Source organism: Streptomyces sp. NPDC001020, assembly GCF_053599115.1.
Genome location: NZ_JBSFLQ010000013.1, coordinates 64,591 through 77,945, shown reverse-complemented (window position 1 = coordinate 77,945; position 13,355 = coordinate 64,591). Strand labels below are relative to the sequence as shown.

Annotated in this window: 16 protein-coding genes and 1 pseudogene; 13 read left to right on the top strand and 4 right to left on the bottom strand. The window is 69.0% G+C overall.

The genetic code is table 11. The annotated features are described in order from the left end of the window. The first annotated feature begins 41 nt into the window (after positions 1-41). Together ACWDEX_RS15085 and ACWDEX_RS15080 are read left to right on the top strand one after the other, a co-directional pair. Positions 42-398, top strand: coding sequence for a hypothetical protein (locus tag ACWDEX_RS15085; RefSeq protein ID WP_450463768.1), 357 nt, complete (start codon positions 42-44; stop codon positions 396-398). Positions 399-535: 137 nt separating this feature from the next. After that, positions 536-781, top strand: a pseudogene (locus tag ACWDEX_RS15080) (amidohydrolase); the annotation flags it as partial. 8 nt (positions 782-789) lie between these two features. Here ACWDEX_RS15080 and ACWDEX_RS15075 read toward each other — a convergent pair. Genes ACWDEX_RS15075 through ACWDEX_RS15060 form a run of 4 tightly spaced genes read right to left on the bottom strand, consistent with a single transcriptional unit; the run spans position 790 to position 4,395 of the window. Continuing rightward, positions 790-1,806, bottom strand: coding sequence for a COX15/CtaA family protein (locus ACWDEX_RS15075; protein ID WP_450463767.1), 1,017 nt, complete (start codon positions 1,804-1,806; stop codon positions 790-792). A 54-nt stretch (positions 1,807-1,860) separates the two neighbouring features. Then, positions 1,861-2,577 carry an ABC transporter permease gene (locus ACWDEX_RS15070; protein ID WP_450463861.1) on the bottom strand — a complete coding sequence of 239 codons (717 nt, stop codon included), beginning with the start codon at positions 2,575-2,577 and terminating at the stop codon, positions 1,861-1,863. A gap of 50 nt (positions 2,578-2,627) precedes the next feature. Continuing rightward, positions 2,628-3,551: an ABC transporter ATP-binding protein gene (locus ACWDEX_RS15065; protein ID WP_450463765.1), complete on the bottom strand. Its 924-nt coding sequence runs from the start codon at positions 3,549-3,551 to the stop codon at positions 2,628-2,630. A gap of 31 nt (positions 3,552-3,582) precedes the next feature. Continuing rightward, the gene (locus tag ACWDEX_RS15060) at positions 3,583-4,395 is read right to left on the bottom strand and encodes an aminoglycoside N(3)-acetyltransferase (protein WP_450463763.1); all 813 of its coding nucleotides are present in this window, start codon (positions 4,393-4,395) and stop codon (positions 3,583-3,585) included. Positions 4,396-4,555: 160 nt separating this feature from the next. On the opposite strand from ACWDEX_RS15060, the gene ACWDEX_RS15055 reads away from it, so the two are divergent. The 11 genes from ACWDEX_RS15055 (at position 4,556) to dapD (ending at position 13,298) form a co-directional block, all read left to right on the top strand. Further along, a complete protein-coding gene (locus tag ACWDEX_RS15055; protein WP_450463761.1) occupies positions 4,556-5,320 on the top strand; it encodes a helix-turn-helix transcriptional regulator in 765 nt (254 codons plus the stop codon). After that, entirely contained in the window at positions 5,317-6,738 is a 1,422-nt protein-coding gene (gene sufB / locus ACWDEX_RS15050) for a Fe-S cluster assembly protein SufB (RefSeq protein ID WP_450463760.1), read from the top strand. Before ACWDEX_RS15055 ends, sufB begins: the two co-directional genes overlap by 4 nt. 85 nt (positions 6,739-6,823) lie before the next feature. After that, on the top strand, positions 6,824-8,044 hold the full coding sequence (sufD, locus tag ACWDEX_RS15045) for a Fe-S cluster assembly protein SufD (protein WP_450463758.1): 1,221 nt from the start codon (positions 6,824-6,826) through the stop codon (positions 8,042-8,044). Then, positions 8,041-8,370 carry a non-heme iron oxygenase ferredoxin subunit gene (locus ACWDEX_RS15040; protein ID WP_450463756.1) on the top strand — a complete coding sequence of 110 codons (330 nt, stop codon included), beginning with the start codon at positions 8,041-8,043 and terminating at the stop codon, positions 8,368-8,370. The genes sufD and ACWDEX_RS15040 overlap by 4 nt, the downstream gene beginning before the upstream one ends. A 7-nt stretch (positions 8,371-8,377) precedes the next feature. Next, positions 8,378-9,142, top strand: coding sequence for a Fe-S cluster assembly ATPase SufC (sufC, locus tag ACWDEX_RS15035; protein WP_450463755.1), 765 nt, complete (start codon positions 8,378-8,380; stop codon positions 9,140-9,142). Then, the gene (locus ACWDEX_RS15030; protein WP_450463753.1) at positions 9,139-10,395 is read left to right on the top strand and encodes a cysteine desulfurase; all 1,257 of its coding nucleotides are present in this window, start codon (positions 9,139-9,141) and stop codon (positions 10,393-10,395) included. The genes sufC and ACWDEX_RS15030 overlap by 4 nt, the downstream gene beginning before the upstream one ends. An 11-nt stretch (positions 10,396-10,406) precedes the next feature. Continuing rightward, entirely contained in the window at positions 10,407-10,874 is a 468-nt protein-coding gene (sufU, locus tag ACWDEX_RS15025) for a Fe-S cluster assembly sulfur transfer protein SufU (RefSeq protein ID WP_450463752.1), read from the top strand. Next, a complete protein-coding gene (locus ACWDEX_RS15020) occupies positions 10,871-11,206 on the top strand; it encodes a metal-sulfur cluster assembly factor (protein WP_450463750.1) in 336 nt (111 codons plus the stop codon). The genes sufU and ACWDEX_RS15020 overlap by 4 nt, the downstream gene beginning before the upstream one ends. Before the next feature lie 149 nt (positions 11,207-11,355). Next, a complete protein-coding gene (locus ACWDEX_RS15015) occupies positions 11,356-11,676 on the top strand; it encodes a DMT family transporter (RefSeq protein ID WP_450463748.1) in 321 nt (106 codons plus the stop codon). Beyond that, a complete protein-coding gene (locus tag ACWDEX_RS15010) occupies positions 11,676-12,212 on the top strand; it encodes a TetR/AcrR family transcriptional regulator (RefSeq protein ID WP_450463747.1) in 537 nt (178 codons plus the stop codon). Before ACWDEX_RS15015 ends, ACWDEX_RS15010 begins: the two co-directional genes overlap by 1 nt. 84 nt (positions 12,213-12,296) lie before the next feature. Next, positions 12,297-13,298, top strand: a complete 1,002-nt coding sequence (gene dapD / locus ACWDEX_RS15005) for a 2,3,4,5-tetrahydropyridine-2,6-dicarboxylate N-succinyltransferase (RefSeq protein WP_450463746.1) — start codon at positions 12,297-12,299, stop codon at positions 13,296-13,298. The last annotated feature ends 57 nt before the right edge of the window (positions 13,299-13,355 follow it).

Here is a 13,355-nt window from a genome sequence, read left to right as displayed (position 1 = left end):
TCCCGTCGCCGATTGATCTACCCGTCGGTAGCATCCAGGTCATGGCAGACAGCAAGCAGGTTGACGAGGGCGCCGACGCCCAGCAGGCCGCCAAGGCCGAGCGCAGGGCGGCCCGGCTCGCCAAGCAGATCAACGCCTTCGCCAAGGCGCACGGCGGCGCTGAGGGGCAGGTCGCGCACATCGGGCGACGGGGTGCCCGGATCGTGCTCGTCGGCGGGGACGGTGGCTGGGGCGACCTTGTCGCACAGACGTACGAGATCGCTGAGAAGGCTGTGCAGAAGGCGGGAATCACCGTCCACGAGGCGTTCGACGGCGAGTTCGCGGGCAAGGTGAAGACCGGCCGGTACGAGTGGGCGCGCATGGCGGGGATGCAGGTGGGCGGCCGTCAGGGCGCCTGAGCGAGCGGGTGTCCGGCGTCGGCCGGTGGTCGCGGGCCGTGCGTACGGAGCCTCGACGAGCAACACCTGATGCCCGGTTCACCCGTTAGGACCTGAGAAGGCGCGGTCCAGCCCCGACCTGGGCGCGGCCCTCGCGCGCCCGGGCCCCCGTGGTCCTGGCCGAGATAGTGGAACTGGCCCGCTTCGGCAAGCTCCTCTTCTCCAGCGGCGCCCACGGCCTGCCCGGACTCCATGTGATCGCCGCCCGACTGTTCCGCGGAGCGCTCTCCCGGGTGCTGGGGGCCTGGGTCGCCGAGGGCGCCTGGTCACTGGCGGACGCGCAGCGGGTGGCGGGCATGATCGCCGTGGGGAACGCGCGACGGGTGTACGGGCTGGGCGACTGAGGCGCCTGTCAGCTCGACGCGTGCTCGACGAGCCGATCCGTGGCAGCGGGAGCCTGGTGGCTCGGGTTGTCGAGCGGGCGCTCCCGCAGCGACAGCAGTACCCGCAGCGCCCCGATCCACATCACGCAGGAGCCGAACATGTGCAGACCGACCAGGACCTCGGGCAGGTGCGTGAAGTACTGGATGTAGCCCAGCGCGCCCTGGGCCAGCAGGATCAGGAACAGCTCGCGGGTGCGCAGCAGGGGTCCCCTGGGCGCGTCGACGGCCTTGAGGATGAACCACAGGGCGAAGGTCAACGTCACCACGATCCAGGCGAGCACGGCGTGCAGCTTGGCGACCGTCTCCCAGTCGATGGGGATGCGGTAGACCTCCGTGGAGTCGCCGGCGTGCGGGCCGGCCCCGGTCACCACCGTGCCCACCATGATCAGCAGCACGCTCGCCGCGATCAGGAACCACACCAGCTGCTGCACCGCCTTGCCGACCAGCGGGCGGGGCGCGGCGTCACCCTCGCGAGTGCGCTGCCACATCACCGTGGCCACGGCGATCAGTGCCGTGGACAGCAGGAAGTGCGCCGCGACGGTGTACGGGTTCAGGCCGACGAGGACCACGATGCCGCCGAGTACCGCGTTGCCCATCACGAGCCAGAACTGTGCCCAGCCGAGCCGGGTGAGGCTGCGTCGCCACGGCTTCTGCGAGCGCGCGGCGATGATCGCCCAGCCGACCGCCGCGCACAGCACGTACGTCAGCATGCGGTTGCCGAACTCGATCACACCGTGGAAGCCCATGGCCCGTGTGGTGGTCAGCGAGTCATCCGTGCAGGAGGGCCAGGTCGGGCAGCCCAGGCCCGAACCGGTCAGGCGCACCGCGCCGCCGGTGACGACGATGATGACCGCCATGACAAGCGCGGCGAGAGCCGCCCGCTGGACGGTCCTCGGCTGCGGGGTCCAGCGATCGGCGATGAAGGCGAGCGGATTGCGCAAGGCGGCGTCGACATCGGCGCGGGTCACGTTTGGCACGCCTCTCATGGTAGGGGGCCGCTTGTGCACGGTTTCACGAGGGTCATCGTGTTCACCTCCCGGCTACTCCCAGCGGAAGAGCTTTCCCGCCGCCGCGAGCCCCGCTACCGCCCACACGGCGAGGATCCCCAGGTCGCCCCAGGGCATCCCGGCCCCGTGCTGCAGCACGTCCCTCAGGCCGTCGGACAGTGCCGAGATGGGCAGCAGACCGAGGACGTCCTGGGCGCCGGAGGGGAACTTGTCCAGCGGCACGACGACCCCGCCGCCGACGAGCAGCAGCAGGAAGACCAGGTTGGCCGCGGCCAGCGTCGCCTCCGCCTTCAGCGTGCCCGCCATCAGCAGACCGAGACCGGAGAAGGCGGCCGTGCCCAGGACCAGCAGCAGGACGACGGCGACCGGGTTGCCGTGCGGCGACCAGCCCAGCGCGAAGGCGATCACCGTCAGCAGGAGGATCTGGAGCACCTCCGTCACCAGCACCGACGCCGTCTTCGCCGTCATCAGGCCCCAGCGGGGCAGCGGAGAGGAGGCGAGCCGCTTCAGCACGCCGTACCGGCGCTCGAAGCCGGTCGCGATCGCCTGCCCCGTGAACGCCGTCGACATCACGGCGAGCGCCAGGATGCCGGGGGCGAGGAAGTCGACCGACTTGCCGGCGCCGGTGTCCACGATGTCCACCGAGCTGAACAGCACCAGCAGCAGCGTCGGGATCACGACCGTCAGCAGCAGCTGCTCGCCGTTGCGCAGCAGCATCTTCGTCTCCAGCACGGCCTGCGCCGCGATCATGCGGGACAGGGGTGCGGCGCCTGGCTTCGGCGCGTAGGTACTGATGGCCGTCACGAGCGCAGCTCCTTACCCGTGAGCTCCAGAAAGACGTCTTCGAGGGTGTGCCGTTCGACGGAGATCCGGTCCGGCATCACCCCGTGTTGGGCGCACCAGGAGGTGACCGTCGCGAGCAGTTGCGGGTCGACCTTGCCGCCCACGCGGTACGAGCCCGGTGTCAGTTCCGCCGCGGTGCAGTCCGCCGGGAGTGCCTTCAGCAGGGACCCCACGTCGAGGCCCGGCCGACCCGTGAAGCGCAGGGTGTTCTCCGCGCCGCCGCGGCACAGCTCTTCGGGGGAGCCCTGGGCTATGACCCGGCCGGCGTCGATGATCGCGACGTCGTCGGCGAGCTGCTCGGCCTCGTCCATGTAGTGAGTGGTCAGGATCACGGAGACGCCGTCGGCGCGCAGGTCCCGCACGAGGTCCCAGGTGGCGCGGCGGGCCTGGGGGTCGAGCCCGGCCGTCGGCTCGTCCAGGAACACCAGCTCCGGGCGGCCCACCACGGCCATCGCCAGCGCCAGGCGCTGCTGCTGACCGCCCGAGAGCCGGCGGTAGGTCGTCCGGCCGCAGCTGCCGAGGCCCAGCCGCTCGATGAGCGCGTCCACGTCCAGCGGATGGGCGTGCAGCCTGGCTACATGGCGCAGCATCTCGTCCGCCCGTGCGCCCGAGTACACACCGCCGGACTGCAGCATCACGCCGATGCGGGGGCGCAGCTCGGCGGACTGCCGGACCGGGTCGAGGCCGAGGACACGCACCGTGCCGGCGTCCGGCTTCCGGTACCCCTCGCAGGTCTCTATCGTGCTCGTCTTGCCCGCGCCGTTGGGGCCGAGCACAGCCGTCACACCCGTCTGGGCCACCAGGTCGAGGCCATCCACCGCGGTCTTCGTGCCGTACCGCTTCACCAGGGCCTGGACCTGGACCACGGGCTCACTTCGCATGGCTCCAGAGTTTAAGGAGGTGCCCGGTGCCTCAGACGGGTGGGTTCAGGAACTCCTCCTCACGGGGTCGGTGCAGCGCCAGCCACCGCTCCGCGTAGGCCACCGCGTCCGCCACGGGAAACAGCCGTACGTCGGCCGCACCCGCCTTGCCCCGGACGACGGGACGATCCCGTTCGAAGTCGTGCCCGAGCTCGTCGAACCGGTCCGAGGTGATCGACACCTCGGTGACCGTTTCCCAGCCGGCCGGGCCGGGCCGGCCCACCTCGACGAGCGGCGACGGTATCCGGTACTCGGCGAGGTGGAAGGAGGTGCAGCTGTCGTAGCCCGCGCCGAGCAGCAGGACGCGGGCGCCCAGTTCCTCCAGTCGGGCCAGCGGGCTGCGCTCGCCGAGCCGGCAGTCGGGCGCGTGTCCGTCGATGATCTGCGCGGCGTGCGGGCCGAGGGCCGCGAAGGAGGTCTGGGGGTGGGCGCTGCGCAGGGCGCCCGGCCACCTGCGGACCGTCTCCGGGACAACGCCGACGCCGCGTGAGGGCGTGATCAGGGGGTCGTAGGCGGGCATCGTGGCGCGGATGGTCTCCCACCAGTCCTCGGGGACCGGCGGACTGCCCCATAGCGCCGGGTCGGACAGCTCCCCGGACTGGGTGGGGACGACGAGGTTGCCGTTCGGACCAAGGGCGTCGAGCAGCGCCTGGACTACCGTGACGGCACCTCCGCACACCCAGCCGAGTGAGCTGAGCGAAGAGTGCACCAGCAGGGTCTCGCCGGGCTCCACACCCAGCGTGCGCAGCTCCGCGGACAGCGTGTTTCGTGTGACAAGAGGGCCGGTCGGAGGGGGTGTGGACATGGTCAGGGAGTCTTCCCGTTCCGACCTGAAGGCGCCAGCGGTTTGATCGATCAGAGATCGTTTCCGCAGGTCACATTAGGTATGCCTAAGTGACGCAGGGCACCGCGGCCTGCCCGGACGCCGCTTGTCAGGCTCTGAGGAATTACGCAACAATGGCGTTGTGAAAAACGTCGGCGAGTCTCGGGAGACCCCCGTGGGGGCCCCTCAGGAGGAGTTCGCGACCGGAGAGCGCTCCACGCGCAACCGGGTCGCGCGATCCATCCTGGATCACGGGCCGTCGACCGTCGCCGAACTCGCCGGGCGGCTGGGTCTCACGCAGGCGGCCGTACGACGGCATCTGGACGCGCTCGTCGCCGACGACGTCGTGGAAGCCCGTGAGCAGCGTGTGTACGGGGCGCGTACGCGTGGTCGCCCCGCCAAGGTCTTCGCGCTCACCGACTGCGGCCGCGACGCCTTCGACCAGTCCTACGACAAGCTGGCCGCGGACGCCCTGCGGTGGATCCAGCAGCAGTACGGCGGGGACGAGGCCGTCGTCGCCTTCGCGCGCGCCAGGCTCGCCGAGCAGGCGACCGCCTACCGCCAGGCGATCGAGGCCGCCGCTCCCGAGGAGCGCACCGAAGCGCTGGCCAAGGCGTTGAGCGCGGACGGGTACGCTGCTACGGCGCGCAGCGCACCGGTCGGCGAGCAGCTCTGTCAGCACCACTGCCCGGTCGTTCATGTCGCGGAAGAGTTCCCGCAGCTGTGCGAGGCCGAGACGGAGGTCTTCTCCCAGCTGCTCGGCACGCACGTCCAGCGACTGGCGACGATCGCGCATGGCGACGGCGTCTGCACGACGTTCATCCCCAAGGCGCCGCACACCGCCAAGAACCCCAAGAAGACCACTCACAACGCATCTGCCAGCACGGCCGGGAGGAACCCCGCATGACTCTCCCCACGGAGACTGCTCACCCCGAACTCGAGGGCCTGGGCAACTACGAATACGGCTGGGCCGACTCCGACGAGGCCGGTGCCGCGGCGAAGCGCGGTCTGAGTGAGGACGTCGTCCGGGACATCTCGGCGAAGAAGTCCGAGCCGGAGTGGATGACCAAGCTGCGTCTCAAGGGCCTGCGGCTCTTCGAGAAGAAGCCGATGCCCAACTGGGGCTCGGACCTGTCGGGTATCGACTTCGACAACATCAAGTACTTCGTCCGCTCCACGGAGAAGCAGGCGGAGTCCTGGGAGGACCTGCCCGAGGACATCAAGAACACGTACGACAAGCTCGGCATCCCCGAGGCGGAGAAGCAGCGCCTCGTGGCCGGTGTCGCCGCCCAGTACGAGTCCGAGGTCGTCTACCACCAGATCCGCGAGGACCTGGAGGAGCAGGGCGTCATCTTCCTCGACACCGACACCGCGCTGAAGGAGCACCCGGAGCTCTTCAAGGAGTACTTCGGGACCGTCATCCCCGCCGGTGACAACAAGTTCGCCTCGCTGAACACCGCCGTGTGGTCCGGCGGCTCCTTCATCTACGTGCCGCCGGGCGTGCATGTGGAGATCCCGCTCCAGGCCTACTTCCGGATCAACACGGAGAACATGGGCCAGTTCGAGCGGACCCTGATCATCGTCGACGAGGGTGCCTACGTGCACTACGTCGAGGGTTGTACGGCACCGATCTACAAGTCGGACTCGCTGCACTCCGCTGTCGTCGAGATCATCGTCAAGAAGAACGCCCGCTGCCGCTACACGACCATCCAGAACTGGTCGAACAACGTCTACAACCTGGTCACCAAGCGCGCCGTGGCCTACGAGGGCGCGACCATGGAGTGGATCGACGGCAACATCGGCTCCAAGGTGACGATGAAGTACCCGGCCGTCTACCTGATGGGCGAGCACGCCAAGGGCGAGACCCTTTCCATCGCCTTCGCGGGCGAGGGTCAGCACCAGGACGCCGGTTCCAAGATGGTCCACATGGCGCCCAACACCTCGTCCAACATCGTCTCCAAGTCGGTGGCGCGCGGCGGTGGCCGCACCTCGTACCGCGGCCTGGTCGAGATCGGCGAGGGCGCCCCGGGCTCCAAGTCCAACGTGCTCTGCGACGCGCTGCTGGTCGACACCATCTCGCGGTCCGACACCTACCCGTACGTCGACGTCCGCGAGGACGACGTGTCCATGGGCCACGAGGCGACCGTCTCCAAGGTCTCCGAGGACCAGCTCTTCTACCTGATGAGCCGCGGTCTGACCGAGTTCGAGGCGATGGCGATGATCGTGCGCGGCTTCGTCGAGCCGATCGCCAAGGAGCTGCCCATGGAGTACGCCCTTGAGCTCAACCGGCTGATCGAGCTGCAGATGGAGGGCGCGGTCGGCTGACCGGCCCCTCGAAGCGGCGGCGGTCCGCCCGTACGGAGCGGGCCGAAGATCACAACTGACGTAGGAAGAGAGCACAACGACAGCCATGGCTGAGGCTCAGAACTCCCCCACTCTCAACTCCGCTCGAGCGGGGGGACCCCCACCGGTGGGTTCTACAACCGCCGGCCAGATCGCGGTGGCCGCCGAGTCGACCGTCGCCACCCGTATGAGCGCGCCGCCGTCCTTCGACGTGGCGGACTTCCCCGTCCCGCACGGCCGCGAGGAGGAATGGCGGTTCACGCCGCTGGAGCGGCTGCGCGGTCTGCACGACGGCACCGCGGTCGCCGCCGGCGAGGGTGTCAAGGTCACCATCGACGCCCCCGAGGGCGTCGTCGTGGAGACCGTCGGCCGCGACGACGCGCGGCTCGGCAAGGCGGGCATCCCGGTCGACCGCGTCGCCGCGCAGGCGTACTCGGCCTTCGAGAAGGCCTCGGTCGTGACCGTCCCGAAGGAGACCGTCCTCACCGAGCCGGTCCGCATCGCGGTGCAGGGCGAGGGCGGGGTCGCCTTCGGCCACCAGGTGATCGAGCTCGGCGCCTTCGCCGAGGCGGTCGTCGTCATCGACCACACCGGCGACGCTGTGCTCGCCGCGAACGTCGACTACATCCTGGGTGACGGCGCCAAGCTGACCGTCGTCTCGGTCCAGGACTGGGACGAGAAGGCCGTGCACGTGGGCCAGCACAACGCTCTGATCGGCCGGGACGCGCACTTCAAGTCGGTCGTCGTGACCTTCGGCGGCGACCTGGTCCGGCTGCACCCGCGCGTGGAGTACGCCGCCACCGGCGGCGAGGCCGAGCTGTACGGCCTGTACTTCACCGACAAGGGCCAGCACCAGGAGCACCGGCTCCTCGTCGACCACAACACCCCGCACTGCAAGTCGAACGTCGCCTACAAGGGCGCGCTCCAGGGCGACGACGCGCACGCCGTGTGGATCGGTGACGTGCTCATCGAGGCGAAGGCCGAGGGCACGGACACCTATGAGATGAACCGCAACCTCGTCCTCACGGACGGCGCGCGCGTCGACTCGGTCCCCAACCTGGAGATCGAGACCGGTGAGATCGTCGGTGCCGGCCACGCCTCCGCCACCGGCCGCTTCGACGACGAGCAGCTCTTCTACCTGATGGCCCGAGGTATCCCGGAGTACGAGGCCCGGCGCCTGGTGGTCCGCGGCTTCTTCGCCGAGCTGGTCCAGCAGATCGGTGTCCAGGACATCGAGGAGCGCCTGATCGCCAGGATCGAAGAAGAGCTGGAGGCGTCGGTCGCATGACGGACTCGACGACCTTCGTACGCGTTTGCGGACTGAGCGAGCTGGAGGAGGACACCCCGAAGCGGGTGGAAATCGACGGCACGCCGGTCTCGATCGTCAAGACAGAGGGAGAGGTGTTCGCCATCTACGACATCTGCTCCCACGCGAACGTCTCGCTGTCGGAGGGCGAGGTGGACGACTGCCACATCGAGTGCTGGCTGCACGGCTCGCGCTTCGACCTGCGCTCGGGCAAGCCCGACGCCCTCCCCGCGACGCGCCCCGTCCCCGTATACCCCGTAAAGATCGAAGGGGACGACGTGCTCGTCTCCCTCTCCCAGGAGTCCTGAGGCACCCATGGCAACGCTTGAAATCCGAGACCTGCACGTCACCGTCGAGGCCGACAACGCCACGAAGGAGATCCTCAAGGGCGTCGACCTCACCGTGAAGCAGGGCGAGACGCACGCCATCATGGGCCCCAACGGCTCTGGCAAGTCGACCCTCGCCTACTCGCTCGCGGGTCACCCGAAGTACACGATCACCAGCGGCACGGTGCTGCTCGACGGCGAGGACGTCCTCGCCATGTCCGTCGACGAGCGCGCCCGCGCAGGCCTGTTCCTGGCGATGCAGTACCCGGTCGAGGTCCCCGGTGTCTCGGTCTCCAACTTCCTCCGTACCTCCGCCACGGCCATCCGCGGCGAGGCGCCGAAGCTGCGCACCTGGGTGAAGGAGGTCAAGGGGGCCATGGAGCACCTCCACATGGACCCCTCCTTCGCCGAGCGCAACGTCAACGAGGGTTTCTCCGGCGGTGAGAAGAAGCGCCACGAGATCCTCCAGCTCGAGCTGCTCAAGCCGAAGGTCGCGATCCTCGACGAGACGGACTCCGGTCTGGACGTCGACGCGCTGCGCATCGTGTCCGAGGGCGTCAACCGCGTCCGCGAGTCCGGCGAGGTCGGCACCCTGCTGATCACGCACTACACGCGCATCCTGCGCTACATCAAGCCCGACCACGTCCATGTGTTCGCCGGCGGCCGCATCGTCGAGTCCGGCGGTCCCGAGCTCGCCGACAAGCTGGAGAACGAGGGCTACGAGGCGTACGTGACGAAGGAGGGTGCCGCGTGACACAGCTGCCGGGCCTCCTCGACACCGAGGCGATCCGTAAGGACTTCCCCATCCTGGACCGGCAGGTCCACGACGGTAAGAAGCTTGTGTACCTGGACAACGCGGCTACCTCACAGACCCCGCGCCAGGTGCTCGACGTGCTCTCCGAGTACTACGAAGAGCACAACGCCAACGTCCACCGCGGTGTGCATGTGCTCGCCGAGGAGGCCACGGAGCTGTACGAGGGCGCGCGCGACAAGGTCGCCGCGTTCATCAACGCGCCGAGCCGCGACGAGGTGATCTTCACCAAGAACGCCTCCGAGTCGCTCAACCTCGTGGCGAACATGCTCGGCTGGGCCGACGAGCCCTACCGGGTGGACCGCGACACCGAGATCGTCATCACGGAGATGGAGCACCACTCCAACATCGTGCCGTGGCAGCTGCTGGCGCAGCGCACGGGCGCGAAGCTGAAGTGGTTCGGTCTCACGGACGACGGCCGACTCGACCTGTCGAACATAGAAGAGATCATCACGGAGAAGACGAAGATCGTCTCCTTTGTGCTGGTGTCCAACATCCTGGGCACGGTGAACCCGGTCGAGGCGATAGTCCGCCGCGCGCAGGAGGTCGGTGCGCTGGTGTGCGTCGACGCCTCGCAGGCCGCGCCGCACATGCCGCTGGACGTCCAGGCTCTGCAGGCCGACTTCGTGGCCTTCACCGGCCACAAGATGTGCGGCCCGACCGGCATCGGCGTCCTGTGGGGCCGCCAGGAGCTGCTGGAGGACCTGCCTCCGTTCCTGGGCGGCGGCGAGATGATCGAGACGGTGTCGATGCACTCGTCGACCTACGCTCCCGCGCCCCACAAGTTCGAGGCGGGTACCCCGCCGATCGCCCAGGCGGTCGGTCTCGGCGCGGCGATCGACTACCTGAGCTCGATCGGCATGGACCGGATCCTCGCCCATGAGCACGCGCTCACCGAGTACGCGGTGCAGCGGCTCACGGCGGTCCCCGACCTGAGGATCATCGGCCCGGCAACGGCCGAGGACCGGGGCGCGGCGATCTCCTTCACGCTGGGTGACATCCACCCGCACGACGTGGGTCAGGTCCTCGACGAGCAGGGCATCGCGGTCCGGGTCGGCCACCACTGCGCCCGCCCCGTCTGCCTCCGCTACGGAATTCCCGCGACCACGCGAGCGTCGTTCTATCTGTACTCCACGCCCGCCGAGATCGACGCACTGGTCGACGGCCTGGAGCACGTACGGAACTTCTTCGGATGAGGGGCTGAGGCGTGAAGCTGGACTCCATGTACCAGGACGTCATCCTGGACCACTACAAGAACCCGCACGGGCGTGGTCTTCGGGATGGCGACGCCGAGGTGCACCACGTGAACCCGACGTGCGGCGACGAGATCACCCTTCGCGTGAAGTACGACGGCACGACGATCAAGGACGTCTCGTACGAGGGCCAGGGCTGCTCCATCAGCCAGGCCTCGGCCTCCGTGCTGAACGACCTTCTCGTCGGCAAGGAGCTGGCCGAGGCGCAGCAGATCCAGGAGACCTTCCTGGAACTGATGCAGTCCAGGGGCCGGGTCGAGCCCGACGAGGCGATGGAGGACATCCTTGAGGACGCGGTGGCGTTCGCGGGAGTCTCCAAGTACCCGGCGCGGGTGAAGTGCGCCCTCCTGAGCTGGATGGCGTGGAAGGACGCGACGGCCCAGGTGCTGGGCGGAGCCGACGCCGAAAGGAAGACGGCATGAGCGACACCGTGGAGATGAAGCCGGTCTCGGAGGAGGAAATCCGCGAGGCCCTGATGGACGTCGTCGACCCCGAACTGGGCATCGACGTCGTCAACCTCGGCCTCATCTACGGCATCCACATCGACGAGGCGGCGAACATCGCCACCATCGACATGACCCTGACCTCGGCGGCCTGTCCGCTGACGGACGTCATCGAGGACCAGGCCAAGTCCGCCACCGACGGCCTGGTCGGCGAGCTGCGCATCAACTGGGTCTGGATGCCGCCGTGGGGCCCCGACAAGATCACGGACGAGGGCCGCGAGCAGCTTCGGGCGCTGGGGTTCAACGTCTGACAGCCGCGATGGCCGTGCGGTGGCCCCTGGCAGCCCCTTGGGTGCCAGGGGTCACTGGCGTTTTCCGGTCATGGCTCAGGCCGCCCCGGAGTACGCTCCTCCGGCGATTTTGCGTACAGTCGTACATACCGATGCGTACACTTGTACACATGGGATTCGCCTTCCTCGCCGGGGCCATTGCCTCCGAAGTCGTCGCCACGACCGCCATGAAATACAGCGAGGGGTTCAGCAGGCTGTGGCCCACGCTGCTGACCCTCCTCGGCTATGTCGTCTCCTTCGCGCTGCTCGCGCAGACCCTGAAGACGGTGTCGATCGGCACGGCGTACGCCATCTGGGCCGGGGTCGGCACGGCGGCCGTGGCCGCTATAGGGCTGACACTCTTCGGGGAGGGGCTTGGCTTCGCGAAGATAGCCGGACTCACACTGATCGTCGTCGGTGTAGTGGTCCTGAACCTGGGAGGAGCGCACTGATGCCCCGGCGTTACGACCCCGGGCGGCGGCAGCGGATCATCGACGCGGCGATCCGGGTGGTGGGCGAGAAGGGCATCGCGGGGCTGAGCCACCGTTCCGTCGCCGCCGAGGCCGATGTTCCGCTCGGCTCCACGACCTACCACTTCAAGACCCTCGACGAACTGCTGGTCGCCGCCCTTCGGCAGGCGAACGAGGGCTTCGCCAAGGTGCTCGCCGCGAGCGGCGGCCTCGAGGACCCGCGGACCGACCTGGCCGGGGAACTGGCGGGCTTGATGGGTCAGTGGCTCGCGGGTGACCGCACCGGAGTGGAGCTGGAGTACGAGCTCTACCTCGCCGCTCTGCGCCGCCCCGCCCTGCGCCCCGTGGCCGCCGAGTGGGCCGAGGGCCTGGCCGCACTGCTGTCCAGCCATACCGATCCGGTCACCGCGCGGGCGCTCGTCGCGCTGATGGACGGGATCTGCCTGCAGGTGCTGCTGACCGACGGTTCCTACGACGAGGAGTACGCCCGTGACGTGCTGGCACGGGTGATTCCCTGACCCGGCGCCACCAGGGCGTCCTGGCCCGAGCGGCCTCCTGTCTCCGGTTCGCTCGGGCGAGCCCCACCACGTTAGGTTTCCCCTATGACCGACACGACTGCTCTTCGTACCACCGGTGCCGTGGCCACCGGCCTTGCCGCGATCGCCGCCGACGGCACCGTTCTCGACACCTGGTTCCCCGCGCCCGAACTCGCCGCTGAGACTGCCGAGGGTCCTGGCCCGTCCGGCACGGAGCGGCTTTCCGTCGAGCGGGCCGTGGAGTTGCTCGGTGCAGGCGCCGCGAAGGCCATCGGCCCGGACGCCCGCCGGGGAGTCGAGGTGGTCGCGGTCCGTACGGTCATCGCCTCGCTCGACGAGAAGCCGATCGACGCGCACGACGTCTACCTGCGCCTCCACCTGCTCTCGCACCGCCTGGTCAAGCCGCACGGCCAGAACCTGGAGGGCATGTTCGGCTTCCTCGCCAATGTCGCCTGGACCTCGCTCGGTCCGGTCGCCGTCGACGACATCGAGAAGGTGCGCCTGAACGCCCGCGCCGAGGGCCTGCACCTTCAGGTGACCTCGATCGACAAGTTCCCGCGCATGACGGACTACGTCGCGCCGAAGGGCGTCCGCATCGCCGACGCCGACCGGGTTCGTCTGGGCGCGCACCTCGCCGAGGGCACCACGGTCATGCACGAGGGCTTCGTCAACTTCAACGCCGGCACGCTCGGCTCCTCCATGGTCGAGGGCCGTATCTCCGCGGGCGTCGTCGTCGGCGACGGCTCGGACATCGGCGGCGGCGCCTCCACCATGGGCACCCTCTCCGGTGGCGGCAACGTGGTCATCTCCATCGGCGAGCGCTGTCTGATCGGTGCCGAGGCGGGCGTCGGCATCGCCCTCGGTGACGAGTGCGTCGTCGAGGCCGGCCTGTACGTCACCGCCGGCACGCGGGTCACCATGCCTGACGGTCAGATCATCAAGGCTCGGGAACTCTCCGGCGCGTCCAACATCCTCTTCCGCCGCAACTCGGTGACGGGCGCGGTCGAGGCCCGCCCGAACAACGCGGTGTGGGGCGGTCTGAACGAGATCCTGCACAGCCACAACTGATCACCGACTGAGCACGCTTCCCTCACGAGCGCCCTTCCGCGGCCCCATGGCGGCCCG